Source organism: Streptomyces sp. MZ04 (assembly GCF_004684775.1).
In the GTDB taxonomy this organism is placed as follows: domain Bacteria; phylum Actinomycetota; class Actinomycetes; order Streptomycetales; family Streptomycetaceae; genus Streptomyces.
Window position 1 is genome coordinate 1 of sequence record NZ_SRIC01000070.1, and the last position, 20,634, is coordinate 20,634.

The 20,634-nt window shown below is 70.1% G+C and carries 18 protein-coding genes and 1 pseudogene; 7 read left to right on the forward strand and 12 right to left on the reverse strand.

Annotation, left to right across the window (positions count from 1 at the left end; all coding sequences use genetic code 11):
- Positions 1-5: 5 nt before the first annotated feature.
- Positions 6-1,040: a dipeptidase gene (locus E2651_RS17110; protein WP_245238927.1), complete on the forward strand. Its 1,035-nt coding sequence runs from the start codon at positions 6-8 to the stop codon at positions 1,038-1,040.
- 135 nt (positions 1,041-1,175) lie between these two features.
- On the opposite strand, the gene E2651_RS17120 is transcribed toward E2651_RS17110, so the two are convergent.
- Entirely contained in the window at positions 1,176-1,544 is a 369-nt protein-coding gene (locus tag E2651_RS17120) for a VOC family protein (protein WP_135332020.1), read from the reverse strand.
- A gap of 94 nt (positions 1,545-1,638) precedes the next feature.
- Here E2651_RS17120 and E2651_RS17125 point away from each other — a divergent pair, with 94 nt between their 5' ends.
- Positions 1,639-2,160, forward strand: a complete 522-nt coding sequence (locus E2651_RS17125) for a CGNR zinc finger domain-containing protein (RefSeq protein ID WP_135332021.1) — start codon at positions 1,639-1,641, stop codon at positions 2,158-2,160.
- 116 nt (positions 2,161-2,276) lie between these two features.
- Here the strand turns inward: E2651_RS17125 and E2651_RS17130 are convergent, their stop codons facing one another.
- A complete protein-coding gene (locus tag E2651_RS17130; protein ID WP_135332022.1) occupies positions 2,277-3,620 on the reverse strand; it encodes a UDP-glucose/GDP-mannose dehydrogenase family protein in 1,344 nt (447 codons plus the stop codon).
- 189 nt (positions 3,621-3,809) lie between these two features.
- Here E2651_RS17130 and E2651_RS17135 point away from each other — a divergent pair, with 189 nt between their 5' ends.
- Complete coding sequence (locus E2651_RS17135) at positions 3,810-4,967, forward strand: acyl-CoA dehydrogenase (RefSeq protein ID WP_135332023.1); 1,158 nt, start codon at positions 3,810-3,812, stop codon at positions 4,965-4,967.
- 79 nt (positions 4,968-5,046) lie between these two features.
- Here E2651_RS17135 and E2651_RS17140 read toward each other — a convergent pair whose 3' ends face one another.
- The gene (locus E2651_RS17140; protein ID WP_135332024.1) at positions 5,047-6,246 is read right to left on the reverse strand and encodes a dipeptidase; all 1,200 of its coding nucleotides are present in this window, start codon (positions 6,244-6,246) and stop codon (positions 5,047-5,049) included.
- Positions 6,247-6,251: 5 nt separating this feature from the next.
- A complete protein-coding gene (purE, locus tag E2651_RS17145) occupies positions 6,252-6,782 on the reverse strand; it encodes a 5-(carboxyamino)imidazole ribonucleotide mutase (protein ID WP_135332025.1) in 531 nt (176 codons plus the stop codon).
- 188 nt (positions 6,783-6,970) lie between these two features.
- Between purE and E2651_RS17150 the strand changes: the two are divergent.
- Positions 6,971-8,068: pseudogene (locus tag E2651_RS17150) on the forward strand (RNA-guided endonuclease TnpB family protein); the annotation flags it as partial.
- On the opposite strand, the gene E2651_RS17155 reads toward E2651_RS17150, so the two are convergent.
- Positions 8,058-9,197 carry a 5-(carboxyamino)imidazole ribonucleotide synthase gene (locus tag E2651_RS17155; RefSeq protein ID WP_167828815.1) on the reverse strand — a complete coding sequence of 380 codons (1,140 nt, stop codon included), beginning with the start codon at positions 9,195-9,197 and terminating at the stop codon, positions 8,058-8,060. The pseudogene E2651_RS17150 and the gene E2651_RS17155 overlap by 11 nt on opposite strands.
- Positions 9,198-9,404: 207 nt before the next feature.
- On the opposite strand from E2651_RS17155, the gene E2651_RS17160 reads away from it, so the two are divergent.
- The gene (locus E2651_RS17160) at positions 9,405-9,938 is read left to right on the forward strand and encodes a GtrA family protein (protein ID WP_135332027.1); all 534 of its coding nucleotides are present in this window, start codon (positions 9,405-9,407) and stop codon (positions 9,936-9,938) included.
- On the opposite strand, the gene E2651_RS17165 is transcribed toward E2651_RS17160, so the two are convergent.
- Positions 9,935-11,215 carry an ATP-binding protein gene (locus tag E2651_RS17165; protein ID WP_135332028.1) on the reverse strand — a complete coding sequence of 427 codons (1,281 nt, stop codon included), beginning with the start codon at positions 11,213-11,215 and terminating at the stop codon, positions 9,935-9,937. The genes E2651_RS17160 and E2651_RS17165 overlap by 4 nt on opposite strands.
- A gap of 164 nt (positions 11,216-11,379) precedes the next feature.
- Positions 11,380-12,057 (reverse strand): response regulator transcription factor, encoded by a 678-nt coding sequence (locus E2651_RS17170; protein WP_135332029.1) that lies wholly within the window; start codon positions 12,055-12,057, stop codon positions 11,380-11,382.
- 484 nt (positions 12,058-12,541) lie between these two features.
- On the opposite strand from E2651_RS17170, the gene E2651_RS17175 reads away from it, so the two are divergent.
- Positions 12,542-14,038 carry an oligopeptide:H+ symporter gene (locus E2651_RS17175; protein WP_135332030.1) on the forward strand — a complete coding sequence of 499 codons (1,497 nt, stop codon included), beginning with the start codon at positions 12,542-12,544 and terminating at the stop codon, positions 14,036-14,038.
- A gap of 195 nt (positions 14,039-14,233) precedes the next feature.
- On the forward strand, positions 14,234-15,070 hold the full coding sequence (locus E2651_RS17180) for an alpha/beta hydrolase (protein WP_135332031.1): 837 nt from the start codon (positions 14,234-14,236) through the stop codon (positions 15,068-15,070).
- Between the two features lie 92 nt (positions 15,071-15,162).
- Here the strand turns inward: E2651_RS17180 and E2651_RS17185 are convergent, their stop codons facing one another.
- The 5 genes from E2651_RS17185 to E2651_RS17210 all read right to left on the reverse strand — a co-directional run bounded on the left by E2651_RS17185 (position 15,163) and on the right by E2651_RS17210 (position 20,565).
- Entirely contained in the window at positions 15,163-16,506 is a 1,344-nt protein-coding gene (locus E2651_RS17185) for a hypothetical protein (RefSeq protein WP_245238918.1), read from the reverse strand.
- Positions 16,503-17,720 (reverse strand): DUF1573 domain-containing protein, encoded by a 1,218-nt coding sequence (locus E2651_RS17190; RefSeq protein WP_245238920.1) that lies wholly within the window; start codon positions 17,718-17,720, stop codon positions 16,503-16,505. Before E2651_RS17190 ends, E2651_RS17185 begins: the two co-directional genes overlap by 4 nt.
- Before the next feature lie 174 nt (positions 17,721-17,894).
- Positions 17,895-18,908 carry a DUF916 domain-containing protein gene (locus E2651_RS17195; RefSeq protein WP_245238922.1) on the reverse strand — a complete coding sequence of 338 codons (1,014 nt, stop codon included), beginning with the start codon at positions 18,906-18,908 and terminating at the stop codon, positions 17,895-17,897.
- A gap of 199 nt (positions 18,909-19,107) precedes the next feature.
- A complete protein-coding gene (locus tag E2651_RS17205; RefSeq protein ID WP_245238923.1) occupies positions 19,108-19,839 on the reverse strand; it encodes an LPXTG cell wall anchor domain-containing protein in 732 nt (243 codons plus the stop codon).
- 216 nt (positions 19,840-20,055) lie between these two features.
- Positions 20,056-20,565 (reverse strand): ATP-binding protein, encoded by a 510-nt coding sequence (locus tag E2651_RS17210; RefSeq protein WP_135332033.1) that lies wholly within the window; start codon positions 20,563-20,565, stop codon positions 20,056-20,058.
- Positions 20,566-20,634: the final 69 nt, after the last annotated feature.

Sequence of the window (20,634 nt, forward strand, 5' to 3'; positions counted from 1 at the left end):
CCGCCATATCCGAGCCCGAGCCCCCGTCGGACCCCGCCCTCCTGCCGGACCCGCTCCGGCGTGCCCGCGCGCTGCTCGCCGCCCACCCCGTCGCCGACGGCTACAGCGGACTGCCCTGGGCGCTGCGCGAACTGCCCTGGTGCGATCTGGAGCTGGGCGACAGCGGGGTGGACTCCGATCTGCCCCGGCTGCGGGCGGGCGGCGTCGGGGCGCAGTTCTGGTCCGTACACGTCCCGGAGAGCCTCAGCGGTGACCGCGCCCTGGGCGCGACCCTCGAACAGCTCGACCTCATCAAGCACGTCGTCGACGACCACCCCGAAGGGCTGCGGCTCGCCCGCACCGCGTCCGAGGCGGTCGACGCCCGCCACTGCGGCCGTATCGCCACCCTGATCGGTCCGGCGCGCGGCGCGGCGATCGGCGACTCGCCGGCCACGCTGCGGGCGCTGCACGACCTCGGTCTGTGCTCGCTCACGCTCTCCGGCACGTCATGGGCGGGGCCCGAAGGCCTGAGCCCGTTCGGCGAGGAGGTGGTCCGCGAGCTGAACCGGCTCGGGGTGCTCCCCGACCTCTCCGGGGCGTCCGAGGCCACGGCGCAGCGGGTGCTCACCCTCTCCAGGGCGCCGGCGCTCTTCGTCAGCTCCGGGGCCCGCGCGCTGCGCGACGCTCCCGGGAACCTCTCCGACGCCCTGCTGACCGCGATCGGCGAGGCCAAGGCCCTGTGCCTGGTGCCGCTTGCGGCGGAGCAGACGGGTTCCTCGATACGAGAGGTCGCGGACCACCTCGATCACGTACGCCGTCTCGCGGGCCCGGAGTGCGTCGGCCTCTCGGGCATGTACGACACCCCGGCCACGCACCCCGAAGGCCTGGCCGACTCCTCGCGCTATCCGCATCTCGTCGCCGAGCTCATCGAGCGCGACTGGCCGGAGGAGGATCTCGCGAGGCTGACCTGGGGCAATGTCCAACGGGCGTTGCGCGGCGCGGACTTCACGGCGCGGGCGACCCGGGAGAGACGACAGCAACGCCAGGCGGCCGCCGGCTGACGCTTTCGCTCTCGTCATCGCTCTCGTCATCGCTCTCGTCATCGCTCTCGCTGATCCGGCAGAGGCAGAAGGGATGCCCTGCCGGATCGGCGTAGACGCGGAAGTCACGGCTGCCGGGCGACGGGAGCCGTCGCGTCAGCAGGCGCAGAGGCAGAAGGGGTGCCCTGCCGGGTCCGCGTACACCCGGAACGAGCGGCTGCGGTCCGCCGCGTCGAGCGTGCTGGCGCCGAGCGCGAGAACCTCCTTCTCGACCGCGTCCATCTCGGCGGGCTCCACCGTGAGGTCCAGATGGAACTGCTGCGAGCGGTCGGCCGCGGGCCACTGCGGCGGGACGTGGCCGGGGGCCTTCTGGAAGGCGAGGGGCGTGCCGCCGTGGACGTCGAGGTCCACCCAGCCGTCGCCGTCGTCCTTGGGGGTGCCGCCGAGGAGGGCGGCGTAGAAGCCGGCGAGGGCGAGGGGGTCGGGACAGTCGAGTACGACGACGCCGAGTTTGGCGAGGGGCATGAGTCTCTCCCGGTTCGGGTTCTAAGTTACCTTCATTGGCTCTCATCAGGTAACGGTTACTTCATACTGCCGCAATGGAGGTAACGTCGCAAGCATGAATGACAGAGCACCCGCTCCCGGCGGCCTCGCGCTGGTCCAGGCGCTCCTGAACACCCTGGACCTGGAGTCGGGCGCGGACGCGCTGGACACGGCGGAGGGGCGGGAACCCTTCGGGCTCGCGGCGGGGGCGCAGACGGAGTCGGCGCGGGAGCTGCGCGAGTCCCTGCGGGTGGCGTGCCTGGCCCATGCGGGGCACGGACCGCATGCGTCCGTACCGCCGCTCTCCCAACTCCTCGCGGAGGCACCGCTGTTGGTGACGGTGTCGGGGGAGGACGGCTCGGCGTCACTGACCCCCGCGGAGCCGTCCACCCTCGCATCGCGGGTGGCCGCGGCCATCGCGGAGGCGGTCGCCGCGGGGACATGGGGGCGCCTCAAGGCGTGCGAGGCGGCGGACTGCCACTGGGCGTACTACGACCGGAGCCCGGCGGGGCGGAGCCGGTGGTGTGACATGGGGGTGTGCGGGGCTCGGGCGAAGATGCGGGCGTATCGGGCCAGGAAGGGAACGCCGCCCGGGTGACCCCGAAGGGGCGCGGGGCCGTGTCTTTGTGCGGCTCCGCCGCGTGGGCGCGACCAGCCACAGACACCCCGCAGCCTCCGCAGGACAGAACGAGGCACCCCCAACCGGGCGACCGGCTACGCCGCAGGGCGGCCCATGGCCCGGTACGTCCAGCCCGCCGCACGCCATACCGCAGGGTCCAACGCGTTACGCCCGTCCAGAATGACCCGCGCCGAAGCGACCTCGCCCAGCGACGCCGCGTCCAGCTCACGGAACTCGCGCCACTCCGTGAGGTGCAGGACCACGTCCGCGCCCCTGACCGCGTCCACCGCGGTCTCCGCGTACCCCAGCGTCGGGAAGAGGCGACGCGCGTTCACCATGCCCTTGGGGTCGTACACCGTGACCTGACCGCCCTGCAGGTGAATCTGCCCGGCGACGTTCAGCGCGGGCGAGTCACGGACGTCGTCCGAGTCGGGCTTGAAGGCGGCGCCGAGGACGGCGACCCGCTTGCCGAGGAAGGACCCGCCACCCAGCGCCTCGCGCGCCATCTCGACCATCTGGCCGCGCCGCCGCATGTTGATGGAGTCGATCTCGCGGAGGAAGGTCAGCGCCTGGTCCGCGCCCAGTTCGCCCGCCCGCGCCATGAACGCCCGGATGTCCTTCGGCAGGCAGCCGCCCCCGAAGCCGATCCCGGCCCGCAGGAACTTCTTGCCGATCCGGTCGTCGTACCCGAGCGCCTCCGCGAGCTTCACCACGTCACCGCCCGCGGCCTCGCACACCTCGGCCATGGCGTTGATGAAGGAGATCTTCGTGGCGAGGAAGGAGTTGGCGGAGGTCTTCACGAGCTCGGCGGTCGGGAAGTCCGTCACGACGAAGGGCGAGCCCTCGCCGACCGGCCCTGCGTACACCTCGCGCAGCAGCTTCTCGGCGTTGGCGCTGCGTACGCCGACCACGATGCGGTCCGGGTGCAGCGTGTCCTGCACGGCGAAGCCCTCCCGCAGGAACTCCGGGTTCCAGGCGAGCTCGGCGTCCGCGCCCACCGGCGCGGCGGCGGAGAGCTCGCGCGCGAGCCGGTCCGCGGAGCCGACCGGCACGGTCGACTTGCCGACGACCAGCGCGGGCCGCGTCAGATGCGGGGCGAGCTGCGCGAAGGCGCTGTCGACGTAGCTCATGTCGCAGGCGTACTCGCCGTGCTTCTGCGGAGTGTTCACGCAGACGAAGTGGACGTCGCCGAAGTCCGCGACCTCCGCCCAGTCCATGGTGAAGCGAAGCCGCCCGCTCGAACCCTCGATCCCGGCGACATGCTTGCGCAGCAGTTCCTCGAGACCCGGCTCGTACATCGGGACCTCGCCCCGCTGCAGCATCTCGATCTTCTCGGGCACGACATCGAGCCCGAGCACCTCGAAGCCGAGCTCGGCCATGGCCGCGGCGTGCGTGGCGCCGAGATAGCCGGTGCCGATCACGGTGATCTTGAGGGCCATGCGGTGCTCCAGGGGTCTACGGCCGTCAGTGCGGTGCCCGAGCATAGTCGGGCCTCGGACGGGGCACGTTTCCGCCGTCGGTGTCCCCTTGCCACCCGCTGTCAGGAAGGTCACGTATCCGTCCCGTGAGCCGACCACTAAAATTTGGGTTACTTAACGGTAATTAGCATCCTTGGAGCGTGAGAGACCTTGGCCGGATCGGCTGATTTCGACCTGTACCGCCCGTCCGAGGAGCACGACATGCTCCGCGACGCGATCCGTTCGCTGTCCGAGGCGAAGATCGCGCCGTTCGCCGCGGCCGTCGACGAGGAGGCCCGCTTCCCGCAGGAGGCGCTCGACGCCCTCGTCGCGAACGACCTGCACGCGGTGCACGTACCGGAGAGCTACGGCGGCGCGGGCGCCGACGCGCTCGCCACGGTCATCGTGATCGAGGAGGTGGCGCGCGTCTGCGCCTCGTCCTCTCTCATCCCCGCGGTGAACAAGCTGGGCTCCCTCCCGGTGATCCTCTCCGGCTCCGAGGAGCTGAAGAAGAAGTACATGACGCCGCTCGCCCAGGGCGAGGGCATGTTCTCGTACTGCCTCTCCGAGCCCGACGCGGGTTCGGACGCGGCCGGCATGAAGACGAAGGCGGTCCGTGACGGGGACTACTGGGTCCTCAACGGCGTGAAGCGCTGGATCACGAACGCGGGCGTGAGCGAGTACTACACCGTCATGGCCGTCACCGACCCGGAGAAGCGCTCGAGGGGCATCTCCGCCTTCGTCGTCGAGAAGTCGGACGAGGGTGTCTCCTTCGGCGCCCCGGAGAAGAAGCTCGGCATCAAGGGTTCGCCGACCCGCGAGGTCTACTTCGACAACGTTCGCATCCCCGCCGACCGCATGATCGGCGAGGAGGGCACGGGCTTCGGCACGGCGATGCGGACCCTGGACCACACGCGCATCACGATCGCGGCCCAGGCGCTCGGCATCGCGCAGGGCGCGCTCGACTACGCCAAGGGGTACGTCAAGGAGCGCAAGCAGTTCGGCAAGCCGATCGCGGACTTCCAGGGCATCCAGTTCATGCTCGCGGACATGGCGATGAAGATCGAGGCGGCACGTCAGCTGACGTACGCGGCGGCGGCCAAGTCCGAGCGCGGCGACTCCGACCTCACCTTCCAGGGCGCGGCGGCGAAGTGCTTCGCCTCGGACGTGGCGATGGAGGTCACCACGGACGCGGTGCAGCTCCTCGGCGGCTACGGCTACACCCGTGACTACCCCGTCGAGCGGATGATGCGCGACGCGAAGATCACCCAGATTTATGAAGGCACGAATCAGGTCCAGCGGATCGTGATGGCCCGCAACCTGCCGTAGTTCTCGGTGAGTTGATACGTCGATGGGGTGCTGCCCGGCCGGGCAGCACCCCATCGACGTATGCGGGGAAAGAGCGGGATCAGCCGTCCAGCTGCTCCAGCGTCGCCACCGACGGGCCCCGCTGGGACTGGACGTCCCGGGCCACGTCCTCCGCGGCGGCAAGGACCCGCACCGCGTTCTGCCACGTCAGCTTCGCGAGGTCGGCCCGTGACCAGCCGCGGTCGAGGAGCTCCGCGATCAGGTTCGGGTAGCCCGCGACGTCGTTCAGGCCGTCCGGGGTGAACGCCGTGCCGTCGTAGTCGCCGCCGATGCCGATGTGGTCGACGCCCGCCGCCTCACGCATGTGGTCGAGGTGGTCGGCGACCGTGGCGACGGTCGCGAGCGGACGCGGAGTCGACTCCTCGAACGCCGCGTGGACCTTCATCGCCTCCGGCGTCGTGTCCAGGTGGTGGAAGCCGTGCGCCCGCATGTTCTCGTCGGCCGCAGCCGTCCAGTCGACCGCCGCCTGCAACACGAACTTCGGGACGAACGTCGCCATCGCCACGCCGCCGTTCGCCGACAGGCGCTCCAGGACGTCGTCCGGGATGTTGCGCGGGTGGTCGCACACCGCGCGCGAGGAGGAGTGGGAGAAGATCACGGGCGCCACGGAGGTGTCCAGGGCCGCCCGCATCGTCGTCGCCGCCACGTGGGAGAGGTCCACGAGCATGCCCGTGCGGTTCATCTCCCGGACCACCTCGTGGCCGAACGGGGAGAGGCCCCCGACGCCCGGCTCGTCCGTCGCCGAGTCCGCCCACGCGATGTTGTCGTTGTGCGTCAGCGTCATGTAGCGGACACCCAGCGCATGCAACGCCCGCAGCGTGGCGAGGGAGTTGTTGATGGAGTGGCCGCCCTCCGCACCCATCAGGGATGCGATGCGGCCCTCCGTCCGTGCCGTCTCCATGTCCGCCGCCGTCAGCGCGCGGCGCAGGTCGGACGGGTAGCGGGTGATCAACTGGTCGACGCAGTCAATCTGTTCGAGCGTCGCGCTGACCGCCGCGTCGCCGGTCAGGTCCGTACGGACGTACACCGACCAGAACTGCGCGCCGACACCGCCCGCCCGCAGCCGGGCGATGTCCGTGTGCAGGCTGCCCGTCTGGTCGGCGGCGATGTCGAGGCGGTCGATGTCGTAACCCGCCTTCTCGCGCAGCGCCCAGGGCAGGTCGTTGTGGCCGTCGGCCACCGGGAATTCGGCAAGAAGGGAACGGGCATCATCCAGAGAGGCACTGTCCAGAGAAGTCATGCCGCTTACTTTCCCGAGCCGAAACCGAAACCGGAACCCACGCCTTCGACCTTGGCCCGAAGGCGCTTGCCCTTCTCCGTGGCCTGCTCGTTCAGCTCCTGCTGGAACTCCCGCATACGGGCGAGGAGTTCGGGGTCGTGCGCGGCGAGGATGCGGGCCGCGAGGAGGCCCGCGTTGCGCGCGCCGCCAACCGACACCGTCGCCACAGGCACTCCGGCCGGCATCTGCACGATGGAGAGAAGGCTGTCCATGCCGTCGAGATACTTCAGCGGTACGGGGACTCCGATGACCGGGAGCGGGGTCACCGAGGCGAGCATGCCCGGCAGATGTGCCGCGCCGCCCGCGCCCGCGATGATCGCCTTGATGCCGCGGTCGGCCGCTTCATCGCCGTACGCGATCATCTCGCGCGGCATCCGGTGCGCGGAGACGACGTCGACCTCGTAGGGGATCTCGAACTCGTCGAGCGCCTTGGCCGCCGCCTCCATGACGGGCCAGTCCGAGTCGGACCCCATGACAATGCCAACCGCGGGACTCATATCAATCTCCTTGCCTGAACCCTTCGGCTCCTGCCGAAACAAGTGGGTTGGGTGACTCATGAGCTGGGACAGCTCATCTTCCTTGGGCGCCCGGCCAGTTATTCAGACTGCCAGACGCGCTCACATTTGACGCGCTAGCGTGTAAGCCATGCAGAGCTCGCACGTGAAGCGGGCGTTCAAGTACCGCTCGCAGAATCTCGTACGCAGAGACCTCGGCGATGCTCACCGACTGGAAGAGGACCGAGGAGCACGGCTTTCTGGCCGAGGTGTCGTCGGTGCCACTGCAACAATCGCTGCGACACCTGCAATCCGCTTATTCGGCCTTCTTCGACAAGCGGGCTCGCCACCCTCGCTTCAAGACCAAGAAGAGATCGAAGGCTTCGGCGGAGTACACCCGCTCCGCGTTCCGTCTTCACCACGGCGAGCTCATTCTGGCAAAGATGCGTGAGCCGCTGGCGATCGTGTGGTCCCGCCCCCTTCCCGCAGGGGCTGAACCGTCCACGGTCACGGTGTCCCAGGACCGCGCCGGACGCTGGTTCGTCTCCCTCCTTGTCGAGGACGACATTGCCGCAGTTCCGGCTGTCACCTCGGCGGTGGGCATCGACGCCGGGCTCACCAGCCTGGTCACTCTGTCCACCGGCGAGAAGATCACCAATCCCAGGCACGAGAGGAACGATCGTGCCCGGCTGACTCGGGCGCAGCGAGATCTGTCCCGCAAGCAGCAGGGCTCGAAAAATCACGAAAAAGCCCGCGTCCACGTGGCGCGCGTCCTTGCGCGGATCACCGATCGGCGCCGGGACTTTCTGCACAAGCTGACCACTCGACTCGTTCACGAGAACCAAGTGATCGTGATCGAGGATTTGAACGTCCGCGACCTGCTCGGCAACCACACCCTCGCGCGTGCCATCTCCGATGCTTCGTGGGCGGAGCTGCGCTCCATGTTGGAGTACAAGTGCTCCTGGTACGGGCGCGAACTCATCGCGGTCGATCGCTTCTTCCCGTCGAGCAAGACCTGTTCCGCCTGTGGTCTGATCCGCGAGAAGCTGCCCTTGAACGTCCGTGAGTGGACCTGCGAGGGCTGTGGCGCCCGGCACGACCGGGACGTGAACGCCGCGGAAACCCTTCTGGCCGCCGGGCTGGCGGTGTCGGCCTGTGGAGCCGGTGTAAGACCCCAACGGAGTTCCTCCGGGCGGGCAGTCGGCAGCGAAGCAGGAATCGTCATGGCGCGAGCCGTGGCTTCCCCTCCCCCCGGGACACCGCGGGGAGGGGTCGAGGTCAATCGGTGATGGTTCCTCTGAGGTAGCCGGCTGCGTGACGGGCGCGCTCGAGCATGTCGTCCAGGTCGTCGCCGTAAGTGTTGACGTGGCCGACCTTGCGTCCGGGCTTCACGTCCTTGCCATACATGTGGATCTTCAGCTGCGGGTCACGCGCCATGCAGTGCAGGTACGCCTGGTACATGTCCGGGTAGTCGCCGCCCAGGACATTGGCCATGACCGTCCACTTCGCGCGCGGGCGCGGGTCACCGAGGGGCAGGTCAAGGACCGCGCGGACGTGGTTGGCGAACTGGGAGGTGATCGCGCCGTCCTGCGTCCAGTGGCCCGAGTTGTGCGGGCGCATCGCCAGTTCGTTGACCAGGATGCGGCCGTCGGTCGTCTCGAAGAGCTCGACCGCGAGGTGGCCGACGACGCCGAGGTCCTTGGCGACGCGCAGCGCCAGCTCCTCGGCCCGCAGGGCGAGGGCCGCGTCGAGGCCGGGTGCCGGGGCGATCACCGTGTCGCAGACGCCGTCGACCTGCTGCGACTCGACGACGGGGTAGGCCACGGCCTGGCCGTGCGGCGAGCGCACGACGTTCGCCGCCAGCTCGCGCACGAAATCGACCTTCTCCTCGGCGAGCACGGGCACACCGGCCCGGAAGGGGTCTTCGGCGTCCTCGACGGAACGTACGAACCACACCCCCTTCCCGTCATAGCCGCCACGCACCGTCTTGAGGATCACGGGGAAGCCGTCGCCCTCGGCCGCGAAAGCCGCCACGTCGGCGGCGTCCTTCACGATCCGATGGCGTGGACACGGCACGCCGATCTCCATGAGCTTCGCGCGCATCACGCCCTTGTCCTGGGCGTGCACCAGCGCGTCGGGCCCCGGACGCACGGGGATGCCGTCCGCCTCCAGGGCCCGTAGATGCTCGGTGGGTACGTGTTCGTGATCGAAAGTGATCACGTCGCAGCCCCTCGCGAACTCACGCAGCGTGTCGAGGTCGCGATAGTCGCCGATGACGACATCGCTGACGACCTGCGCCGCGGAATCCTGAGGGGTGTCACTGAGGAGCTTGAATCTGAGGCCGAGGGGGATGCCCGCCTCGTGGGTCATGCGGGCGAGCTGACCGCCGCCGACCATGCCGACTACCGGGAACGTCACACCCCCAGGGTATCGGCCCGTATCGGCCATCGGAGAACGGCCGGATTCCACGCCCCCCACGGCCTCTCCCGTCACAGAGCCGCCACAGTGTGGAGGCGTCCCCGCGCGCCGGACGGGGGCGCTGGTTAGCATGGCTGGGTTGACGCGACCGAATCACCACATCGTCGACACGACCGATACGAATCGACGGGGGTTGGGGCGACCACCATGAACGAACGTGGCGCACTACGGGTGCGGCTGGATCGGCTCGCGCGCGAAGTCGTCAAGTTCGGGGCCGTGGGAGCGGTCGGGACGGTGGTGAACTTCGGGGTCTTCAACTTCGTACGCCACGTCTCCGACCTGCAGGTCGTGCGCGCGAGCGTGATCGCCACGGTCGTCGCGATCGCCGTGAACTACGTCGGCTTCCGTTACTTCACGTACAAGGACCGTGACAAGAGCGGCAGGACGAAGGAGCTCACGCTCTTCCTGCTGTTCAGCGTCGTCGGCCTGGTGATCGAGAACGGCGTGCTCTACGCGGCGACGTACGGCTTCGGCTGGGACGGCCGCCTGGAGTCGAACCTCTTCAAGTTCCTCGGCATCGGCATCGCCACCTGCTTCCGTTTCTGGTCCTACCGCACCTGGGTGTTCAAGACGCTGCCCGCGCGGGAGGCCGTCGCCCATGCGGAATCGTTCCTGGAGGACGCGGAGCCGCCCGGGCCCGCCAGGGCCGAGAACCGGCGCACCGTGCAGCGCACGCCCTAGCGGACTGTTTCCCCGGCGTCCCCCCTGTCGCGCCTCTGCGGCGGCGTACGCGAGAGGAACAGGCCGAACACCGGCGGCTTCGTCTGCAGCATCTCGAGGCGGCCGCCGTCCGCCTCGGCCAGGTCGCGTGCCACGGCGAGGCCGATACCCGTCGAGTTGTGGCCGCTGATGGTGCGCTCGAAGATCCGTGCGCCGAGGTCGGCGGGGACTCCGGGGCCGTTGTCCGTGACCTCGACGACCGTCTGGTTGCCGATGACGCGGGTGCGCAGGGCGACGGTGCCGCCGCCGTGCATGAGCGAGTTCTCGATCAGCGCGGCCAGGACCTGGGCGACCGCGCCCGGTGTGCCCACGGCCTGCAGATGGCGCTTGCCTGAGCTGACGATGGCGCGGCCCGCGCTGCGGTAGGCCGGGCGCCACTCCTCCAGCTGCTGCTTGATGACCTCGTCCAGGTCGAAGGAGACGGCCGAGCCGGTGCGCGGGTCACGGGAGTTGGTGAGCAGCCGCTCCACCACGTCGGTGAGCCGCTCGACCTGCGCGAGCGCGATCGTCGCCTCCTCCTTCACCGTGTCCAGGTCGTCGGTGACGGTGATCTCCTCCAGGCGCATGGAGAGGGCCGTCAGCGGCGTACGCAGCTGGTGCGAGGCGTCGGCGGCGAGGCGTCGCTCGGCGGTCAGCATGCGCGCGATCCGCTCGGCACTGCCGTCCAGGACGTCCGCCACGCGGTCCAGCTCCGGCACCCCGTACCGCCTGTGCCGCGGCCTCGGGTCGCCCGAGCCGAGGCGCTCGGCGGTCTCGGCGAGGTCGGTGAGCGGGGACGCGAGGCGGTTGGCCTGGCGCACGGCGAGGAGTACGGCGGCGACGATCGCGAGGAGCGCGACGGCGCCGATGATCAGGAGCGTGCGGCCGACCTCCTGGGTGACCGCGGTGCGGGGCTCCTCGACGGTGACCTTCTCGCCCTCCTCGCCCATGGCGGTGTCGTGGATGACGTCGCCGGTGGGGCGGGTGCCGATCTCGACGGGGGCGCGGCCGGGGATCTCGATGAGGGCGTAGCGGTCGGCGTCGACCGCGGCCACGTCACGCAGGATCTCGGCGTTGATCCGCTCGTCGCTGATGAGCCTGCTGTCGACGATGCCGGCGAGGCGGACGGCCTCGGAGGTCACTCGCTCCTGGGCGCTGCTGCTGATGGTCCTCGTCTCGACGACGACGAGGCTCACCCCGAAGACTGCGATCACTACGAGGACTACGGCGAGGGTGGAGCTGATCAGGCGGCGGCGCACGATGCCCTCCGGGCAGGGGGAACGGTCTCACCAGTGTGCCCCGCTGCGCGGCGAGGGTTGCTCGTGCGGGCCGTATGTGGCTGGTCGCGCCCACGCGGCGGAGCCGCACATGTCACAGCCCCGCGCCCCTTCGGGGCACGTGCCCAGCGCCCCCAGGCGAGAGATCAGCTCTTCTCGAACCGGAACCCGACCCCCCGCACCGTCGCGATGTACCGCGGGTTCGCCGCGTCGTCGCCCAGCTTCTTGCGCAGCCAGGAGATGTGCATGTCCAGGGTCTTGGTGGAGGACCACCACGTCGTGTCCCAGACCTCGCGCATCAGCTGGTCGCGGGTGACGACCCGGCCCGCGTCACGGACCAGGACCCGCAGCAGGTCGAACTCCTTGGCCGTGAGCTGGAGCTCCTCCTCGCCCATCCAGGCACGGTGCGACTCGACGTCGATCCGCACCCCGTGCGTGGCCGGCGGCTGCTGCGGCTCGGCGGCACCGCGCCGGAGCAGGGCCCGGACCCGGGCGAGCAGCTCGGCGAGGCGGAAGGGCTTGGTCACGTAGTCGTCGGCGCCCGCGTCCAGGCCCACCACGGTGTCCACCTCGTCGGCGCGGGCGGTCAGGATGAGGATCGGCGCCGTGTGCCCCTCGGCACGGAGGCGGCGGGCCACCTCGAGGCCGTCCATGCCGGGCAGCCCCAGGTCGAGTACGACGAGGTCGACGGCGCCCTGCAGACCTGCGTCGAGGGCGGTCGGGCCGTCCTCGCGGACTTCGACCTCGTAGCCCTCCCTGCGCAGGGCGCGGGCCAGCGGCTCCGAGATGGACGCGTCGTCCTCGGCGAGCAGTACACGGGTCATGGGGTGATGGTAGTCCGCGACGGACGACCGTCGTGGGGTGATCGACAGCTGACGGTCAGCTGACGGTGGAAGCCTGCGGCCCTATGGGGCGATCTTGAGGATCACCTTCAAATGTGGTCCGCTGGTTCCGTCGTAACCTGTGATCCATCTCTCAAGTCCTTCCATATGCCGCGCTGTGGTGGCGTATGGTGACCCAACGCCTGATGCACTACCCAAGGACCTTTGGCCCGCTGTGCGGCCTTAGGTCTCTTTTATGTGCAGGCCGGCATCTGCCGGCCTTTGAAGGAATGACCTGTGGTCGGGCCCTGCGCGTGATGACGCGCCGGGCGTGGATCTCGGAGTCGCCGCCCTGCGCCTTCCCCACAACGGAGCGCGAACTCCCCCCGGGCGTGGGGGTGTGGGCGGTAAGACGCCGGTGCCGACCGCCCCCCACCGGGCGCGCACACGCTCCTGCCGCGCGTCCCGAACCCACGAGGATCGACCCATGGCGTCCAGCCTGACGAAGGACTCGGCCAATACCCCTGGCTCTGAGAAGACCTTCTTCGGCCACCCCCGCGGACTGGCCACACTCTTCATGACCGAGATGTGGGAGCGGTACAGCTTCTACGGCATGAAGGCACTGCTCCCGCTGTATCTGATCGCCCCCGGCGGCATGAACATGAGTGCCACGACGGCGACGGCGATCTACTCCGTCTACATGTCGATGGTCTACCTGCTCGCCATGCCCGGCGGCTGGATGGCGGACCGCTTCTGGGGACCGCGCAAGACGGTCGCCATCGGCGCCGGCGTGGTCATCGCCGGCCACATCACGCTCGCGCTGCCGAGCTCGGCGTCCTTCTTCGCCGGCCTCGCGCTCGTCGCGCTCGGCTCCGGCCTGCTGAAGGCGAACATCTCCACGATGGTCGGCCACCTCTACGACGGCCCGGAGGACCCGCGCCGTGACGGTGGCTTCACGCTCTTCTACATCGGCATCAACATGGGTGCCTTCCTCGCCCCGCTGACCATCGGCACCGTCGGCGAGAACGTCAACTGGCACTTCGGCTTCGCGCTCGCCGCGGTCGGCATGGCGCTGGGTCTGGCCCAGTTCATGCTCGGCTCGCGCCACCTGAGCGGCGAGTCCAGCGTGGTCGCCACCCCCGCGACGCCGCAGCAGAAGGCTTCCGCCCTGCGCACCGGCCTGATCTGGCTGATCGTCGCGGCCGCGCTCTACACGTTCCTCGGAGTCACCGGCAACTTCGCCGACTGGGCCCTGATGCCGCTGACCGTCGCCGGTCTGGTCATCCCGATCGTCGTCCTGGTCCGCATGAAGCGCGACAAGGAGCTGACGAACCTCGAGCAGTCCAAGCTGTCGGGCTACGTCTGGTTCTTCATCGTCGCCGCCGTCTTCTGGATGATCTACGACCAGAACGGCTCGACGCTGTCGATCTTCGCCGAGGGCAAGACGACGAACAGCCTGCTCGGGATGGACTTCCCGACCTCCTGGTACCAGTCGCTGAACCCGATCTTCATCATGGCGCTGGCTCCCGTGGTCGCCTCGGCGTGGCTGTGGCTGAACAAGCGGGGCAAGGAGCCGAGCACCGCGGTCAAGTTCGCCTCCAGCCTCACCCTGATCGGCATCTCCTTCGCCGTCTTCCTCATCCCGCTGATCGACACCGCCAACAACGGCGGCAAGGTCAGCCCGATGTGGCTGGTGTCGATCTACTTCATCCAGACCGTCGGCGAGCTCTGCCTCTCCCCGGTCGGCCTCTCGGTCACCACGAAGATGGCCCCGGCGAAGTACAGCGCCCAGATGATGGGTGTCTGGTTCCTCGCGGTCACCGCGGGCGACTCCGTCACCGGCCTGCTGACGTCCCCGCAGCTCGGCATCAACCTGGACACATCGGGTGCGGTCGCGGTCGAGGCGTTCATCGCGGTCATCGCGGGCTTCGGCATCTGGATGAACCGCAAGAAGGTCAAGGAACTGATGGGTTCCGTGAACTGACGTCCGTCGCGCCCCCAGCGGGCTGACGGACGAGGCGAGGGCCGCCGCACCCATCGGTGCGGCGGCCCTCGCCGTCGTTCGTGACAAGCCGGATGACCGGCCATTCGTACGAACATAGGGCCGTTCCCTAGCCCGCTGCGGTGACACGGAACGTTTCCGCGTCGGCGGCCACCGCATCCGGTGGAGCATCTGGCCATGTATCTGGCCATGCGTCGTACGTTGCCGACCCTCGCCCTCTGCGCGGCGTTGCTGTCGTCCAGTGCCGCCGTCCAGGCCGCCCCCGAGCCGTCACCGGGCCGGACCTTCTCCTACGGGGGCCACGCCCGCCAGACCGTCACCGTGTACGGCGACGGGGGCCCCGCGCTGGTGATCCTGCACGGCGGCTCCTGGGTGCGGGACACCGACTGGAGCGGGTGGGCCCGGTGGTTCGCGGCGCGCGGATTCACCGTCTACGACACCGACTACCGGCTCGCCACCGACGCCGCCTGGCCCGCCCAGCGGGACGACGTGCTGGCGGCCGTGCGGTGGGTGAAGCGGCGGGGCGGCGGCCGGCCGCTGGTGCTCGGTTCGTCGGCCGGCGGTCATCTCGCCCTCAGTGCTGGGACGTACGGCTCGGGAGCCGAGCGGATCCGCGGCGTAGTCGCCCTCTCCCCCGTCGCCTCGCCCTACCGCGCCTGGGTGGACGGCGGCCGACCCGGAGCCTCCGCCGCCCGTCGGAGCCTGCGGGGGTCGGCCGAGCTGCTCGCGGGGTGCTCACCGGACCGGGACGGACGGCGGTGCCGGAACCGCTGGGGCGACCTCGCCGCCAAGTCCCACGCCTCGGGCGCCAACGACGCCCCGATGCTCCTCGCGCACTCGGCGGAGGACTTCGTACCGGTCGCGCACTCGACGGAACTCGCGGGCGCGCAGCGGGCGTTGGGGATGAGGGACGCCACCGTGCGCGGAGAGCCGGGGAACGCGCACGGGGGCGTACTCCTGAATTCGCAGCGGCTCAGGCAGGCAGTGCTGCGATGGCTGCGGCAGCACACTTGAGGGGCGCTGGGGGTCGCCCCATCAGGGGCGCGGGGAACTGCGCGACCAGCCACGACGGACCCGCAGCAAAGATCCCCACGCCCCAAGGCTCGCTAGCGCAGACCACCCCGCCGCCTGGGCAGGAACGTAAACACCGCACCGCCCAGCAGAATCACCGTGCCCGCGACCAGACCCAGGGCCCGCAGCGCGCCATTGTCATCGGCACCGGTCTCGGCAAGGTCACCACCGCTCGCCGACCCGCCGGCGGAGCCACCCGAGGAGCCCCCGGCGGAGCCACCCGCCGATCCACCGGCGGAGCCACTGGCGCCACCCGGCTGGGCAGCGGTGTCGATCTCCAGGGACACCTCCGTCTTGGCCGGGGTGCAAGTCGTCGTCGTACCGAGGGCCTCGACCGTCAGGACGCCCGGCGAGAGCGTCGACTTGCCGTCGGCGCCCGGCTTGTAAGTACCGGTCAGATCAGGGATGTTCATCGGCTCGCCGGTCTTGATGGGCTCCTTGTTGGTGGGGCCCTCGACATGCACCGTGCCCTTGTCCGCACCGCCCAGCTTGACCTCCATCGACGGCTTCACCGAGTCCGCGGGGATGTCGGCGGGGCTGTCCATGACGGACTTCTTGAACTGCACGGTCAAGCCGTAGTTGCCGCCGTCCTTCTTGGCGTCGATCTGGACGGGGGACGTGGCGTCCTTGTCGCCGATGGGCGTCTTGCACTTGTAGGGGATCTGGACTTCCTTGCCGGTGAAGTCGGTCTCGCCGCCGCCTCCGCCGGTGGAGCCGCCGGTCGAGCCGCCTCCCGTGTCGCCTCCGGTGTCGCCACCCGACGAACCGCCCGTCCCGCCGGTGTCACCACCGGTCGAGCCACCTGACGTACTGCCGCCTGAACTACCGCCGCCGTCCGTCACCTTGATCGTCGCGCCCGCCTTCACTTCCTCCTTCGGCGTGCACTTGGTGTCGGTCGACATCGGCTTGCTGACATTGATGCTGTACGCGTCCGGGGTGAGCGTGACGTCGCCCGCCTTGGTCAGCTTCAGCTTGCCCTTCATGTCGGACAGGACCATCGGGCTGTTCTTCTTGATCGGCGGATTGACCCGCTCGCCCGCCATCGCCAGGTCCCCGGTCTGACCGCCCGCCACCTTGACGGTGCCGGTCGGCTTCACCGTGTCCTTGTCCAGGTCGAGGATGTCCGGGTTCTTGGACGCGGCCTGCGTCGTCTTCCATACGACCTCGACCTCGTCGCCCACCTTCGCGGTGGCCGGCGCCGTGATCTCCACCTTCGTCGTGCCCTGCACCGGCGGCAGGCCCGAGATCGCCGGCGGGATGCACTCCGTCTTGTACGCCACCTCGGCCGCCTGCGCGGGACCCGCCGCGAACAGGATGCCCGCCCCGCCAAGGAGGAGCGAGACCGAGGCCGCGCCCGCTCTCCGTCGTTTGCTGATCACGTGTTTCCCTTCGTCGTGTTCGGTGTGTTCGCCGTGTTCGGCGTGTTCGCCGTGTTCGGCGTGTTCGGCGTGTTCGGCGTGTTCTCTGACGGTGCGGAGAGCCGGCCGGCGGGTGCGGAGCCGCCGGGGTCGGTGTCAGGGGTGAACCACGGGAGGGTGGTCGTGTGCGGGTCGTCGGACCCTTCGGCCGCAGTCGGCTTCGTACGCCGCTTGCGTACCGTCTCGTCCGCCGCGACCGCCCCCTGGGACAGCCTCAACTTCGGTAGCCGGTCGGCGAGTTCGGCGAGCCTGCCGGTGCGGTGGCGCCCCGCGACACGGGAGCGCGCGCCGCCGCGGCGATGCGGGCGGAGCCTGTCCACCACCGCCATGCCGATGCGGAAGACGGCGGCCGGTACGACGACGCAGAGCAGGATCCAGAAGAGGGTGACGCCCCAGGGGCGGCCCACACCCCAAGGCTGCTCGGCGAGGACCTTGCCGCCGAACTTCAGGGAGACCAGGTAGTTGCCGTGCGCACCGGCGGAGAGCTCCACCGGCAGTTTGATCTGCGCCTTCTTGCCGGGGGCGATGGTGCCGCGCCACTGCTGCTCCTCCCACTGCGGGGCGAACACACCGTGGGAGGTGCCCACTTGGAAGATCGGGTCCTTGACGGGGGCGGAGCCGACGTTGCCCACCGTGAAGACGAACTTGCGGGACGGCGGGGCGCCGAACCAGGTCAGTACGCCGCCGGAGCCTTCCAGCCGGGTGTCGGTGAGGACGGAGAGACTGCCGCCGCCCTGCTGCTCGGGCAGCGGCTCGACCGGGTGGCCCGCCACCTTGAAGGGGGCGTCCGCCTGGGCCTTCTCCCCCGTGACGGTCGCGACGTGGACCACACAGGGGCAGGCCTCCGGCGGCTCCGCCACGGGGAGCTTCTTGGTGAAGGTTCCCTTGCCGGTGGTGGTGACGGCGAGGCCATCGGCGTTGGCGCAGGAGTTCGTGCCGCCGGGGACGCCTCTGGCCGGGGTGGCCTGGCCGCAGATGAGGATCATCAGGAGGGCGTCGGGGCGCCATCCCTCGCCCTTGACGGTGATGTCTCCGCCTTGCCCCGCCTGGGTCTTGGAGAGCGAGACGCTCGGCTTCCCGGCGGCTGTGGCCGGGGCCGCCGCCGGGAGCAGCAGGAACGCCAGTGCCGCCAGCGCGGCGGCCACGGCGGTGCACCTCTTCCGGTTGCCGTTCACCTGATTCCTCCGAGGATGCGCCCGGCTTCGGCCGGGTGGGGAGTCGGACTCCTGGGAATGCCGTACCAAACCGGGCTGGTTTCACCCCGGCTGGTGTTGATCGTGGAAGACCTGTCGGGTCGCTGACCCGCAGGCGGCGTGAGCCAGGAATCCCCTGCTTCAGCTGGGGAGGATTCAAAGTCGCTCGCCCCTTCCCGTGCCCGCTGACGTCAACTCCCGCCCTCCGCCGCCCTGTTCGCTCTCATCCGGCTCATCCGGCTCATCGGGCTCATCGGGCTCATCCGGCGGCGGGTCGTCCGGCACCCCCCGGCGTCTGCGTACGAACCAGAAGCCCGCCCCCGCCAGGCCGACCAGACCCACCCCGATCCCCGTCACCGCACCCCACGGCACGAAGCGGACCGAAGTCCTCGCGGTGTCGCGGGCCCCGCCCGATGCCGTGACCTTGAGGGTCACCTCGGCGGAGTCGAGGGACGGGGCGCCCTTCCACGGTTCGGTCAGGGTGACCCTGCGGCCGGGGAGGAGTTCGATCGGCAGCGGGCGGGGGGCGCGGTCGAGGAGTTCGCCGAAGACGCCCTCCGCGTGGACCGCGAGCCTGGGGGCCAGGACGGTGTTGCCCCGGTTGACGACGTCGTACGAGATGCGCTCGCCCTCGACCTTCACGTGCTCCACCGTCAGCGCGGACAGCGTCGGGCCGCTGACCCGCAGATGCACGCGGACCCCGGCGTCGCGGCCGCCGCCGCGCGCGACGATCGCGCCGGGGTGGTCGCCCGGTATCGCGCCCTCGGGGACGCTCACGCTGAACGGCACCTCGGCGCGGGTGCGCGGCGGCACCTTCACCTTGCGCCGGGCGAAGGTGATCCAGGAGCCGGTGTCGGTGGGCTTCCCCCGGTCCAGGGAGAAGGCGCCACCCCGCGTGTTGTCCGCGTCCGCGCCGGTCAGCTCGATCGTGCGCGGCTTCGACCCCGGATTGGTGACCGTCACCGTGTCCTCCAGGACGGAGCCTGGCGTGCCCTCCACATAGAAGTAGGGCCGCCCGTCCTTCGCGGGCCGCGTCCCGCCTCCCGCGGAGGGCGCGAGCGACCATGCCGCGGGCTCGTCGGCGTACACGGGAGTCGCCACGGCCGCGCCCGTCACCAGTAAGGCGACGGCCAGGGGGAGAGCGCGGGCAACGGACAGCATCGACGGCATCGGCGGCTCCTGGATCTTCGTACGCGAAGGACGCGTCGTACGCGAAGGACGCGTCGTACGCGATGGGCACGACGGACGCGTCGGACACGACGGACACGACGGACGCGTCGGACACGGCGGACGTACGCCGCAGTCGGACACGGGCGCGCGCGGTCACCGCGTCCCCACGACGCCGCGCACCGCGCACCGCGCACCGCGCCTATCGCGAACGCGCCGCCTGGTTCCTGCGGGTCAGCCACAGCGCACCGGCCGCGCCCGCGAGCAGCACCGTGCCGCCGAGGGTGCCGAGCGCGATCGCGGAGTCCGCGGGTCCGGTCTGCGGGAGTTCGTCGCCGCCGGAGGGGGCGCTTGCCGAGCCGCCGGAGCCGCCGTCGTCACTCGATCCGCCGCCTGTGGTGCCGCCCTCGTCACCGCCGCCCGAACCCTTCACGTCCAGCGAGAGCGAGGGCTTGGGGCTGTTGGACGGGGTACACGTCGTCGTCGTACCGAGCGCCTTGATGGTCAGGACGCCCGCGGTGAAGGTGACCTTGCCGCTCTTCTTCGGCGTGTACGTGCCCGACAGGTCGCTGATCTTGATGGGGGTGTTGGCGGGGATCGCCTTGTCGTTGGGCGCCCCGGACACCGGGACCGTACCGCTCTCCGCGCCGCCCAGCTTGATCAGCGCGCTCGGCTTCATCGCGCCCTTGCCGAGCTCCACGGGGCTGGAGGAGACGCCCTTCTGGAAGGACATGGTGAGCTTGTAGCCGCTGCCGCTCTTGACGCTCTTGATGTCGATCGGCGAGACCGCGCCCTTGTTCCCGATGGGCGTCTTGCACTGGTAGTCGACGTCCTGGACCTCGGCCTGCGCGGCGGGGGCGGCCATCAGCACCGCCGAGCCACCGGCCAGAGCCGTGGCAAGCGCGAGCGCGACCTTACGTTTCTGGTAGTACACCTCGGGTTCCCCTCATGCCGGTCGTGGCGTGCCGCGGGGTGCGGATTTGCTGACGGCACATCAGATTGGGCGCTCAAGGTACGCCCGGGGCCTTGTCGAGGGAAGACAAAGAACGCGCCGGATCCGTAGTGATCCGGCGCGTGAACGAACCGTGGGTAACCCAAGGGGGAACTGAGCGAGCACCCGTTCGAGCGCCCGATGAGGGGCACGCGGGCGCTACACGGGCGCGCTCAGCTCCGCCCACACCGTCTTGCCGGAGACACCGGGGGTCCTGACGACTCCCCAGTCCAGGCAGAGCCGCTGCACTATGAACATCCCGTGCCCGCCGGGCCGCCCCGCGCGGTGCGGCGTGCGCGGCGCCGGCTGGCCCGCGCCACGGTCGGAGACCTCTATGCGCAGCACCTTGGCATCGGAGGAGAGCCACAGCTCGTCCGGACCCTCGGCGTGCAGACACGCGTTGGTCACCAGCTCGGAGACGACGAGGAGGACATCCTCCGCGGCCGCACGCTGGTCGGCGCCCGCCGCGGGCAGCCAGCCCCAGGCCTGCAGGGCCTGGCGTGCGAAGTCCCGGGCGAGCGGGACGATGCCGCTCGCGCCGTTCAGGCTCAGCCTGCGGACCTGGCGGCCCACGGCCGCCGTGGAGGCCGGGCCCTCGGGAGCGTCCGCGACGGCGGCCTCCGACTCCGGGCCGCGGTCGCCCGGCGAGTAAGGCCGGGTGGTGCTCATCAGCGCTTCACCTCACCGACAAGGGGACTCTGGACAAGAAAGCTGGACAAGATTGATTTAGGGACTTCT

Bases quoted from the DNA above. Each gene is read 5' to 3' on its own strand.
- E2651_RS17120 (WP_135332020.1), bottom strand. From the start codon at position 1,544: ATGCCCCTCGCCAAACTCGGCGTCGTCGTACTCGACTGTCCCGACCCC.
- E2651_RS17125 (WP_135332021.1), top strand. From the start codon at position 1,639: ATGAATGACAGAGCACCCGCTCCCGGCGGCCTCGCGCTGGTCCAGGCG.
- E2651_RS17130 (WP_135332022.1), bottom strand. From the start codon at position 3,620: ATGGCCCTCAAGATCACCGTGATCGGCACCGGCTATCTCGGCGCCACG.
- E2651_RS17140 (WP_135332024.1), bottom strand. From the start codon at position 6,246: ATGACTTCTCTGGACAGTGCCTCTCTGGATGATGCCCGTTCCCTTCTT.
- purE (WP_135332025.1), bottom strand. From the start codon at position 6,782: ATGAGTCCCGCGGTTGGCATTGTCATGGGGTCCGACTCGGACTGGCCC.
- E2651_RS17160 (WP_135332027.1), top strand. From the start codon at position 9,405: ATGAACGAACGTGGCGCACTACGGGTGCGGCTGGATCGGCTCGCGCGC.
- E2651_RS17170 (WP_135332029.1), bottom strand. From the start codon at position 12,057: ATGACCCGTGTACTGCTCGCCGAGGACGACGCGTCCATCTCGGAGCCG.
- E2651_RS17175 (WP_135332030.1), top strand. From the start codon at position 12,542: ATGGCGTCCAGCCTGACGAAGGACTCGGCCAATACCCCTGGCTCTGAG.
- E2651_RS17180 (WP_135332031.1), top strand. From the start codon at position 14,234: ATGTATCTGGCCATGCGTCGTACGTTGCCGACCCTCGCCCTCTGCGCG.
- E2651_RS17195 (WP_245238922.1), bottom strand. From the start codon at position 18,908: ATGCCGTCGATGCTGTCCGTTGCCCGCGCTCTCCCCCTGGCCGTCGCC.
- E2651_RS17210 (WP_135332033.1), bottom strand. From the start codon at position 20,565: ATGAGCACCACCCGGCCTTACTCGCCGGGCGACCGCGGCCCGGAGTCG.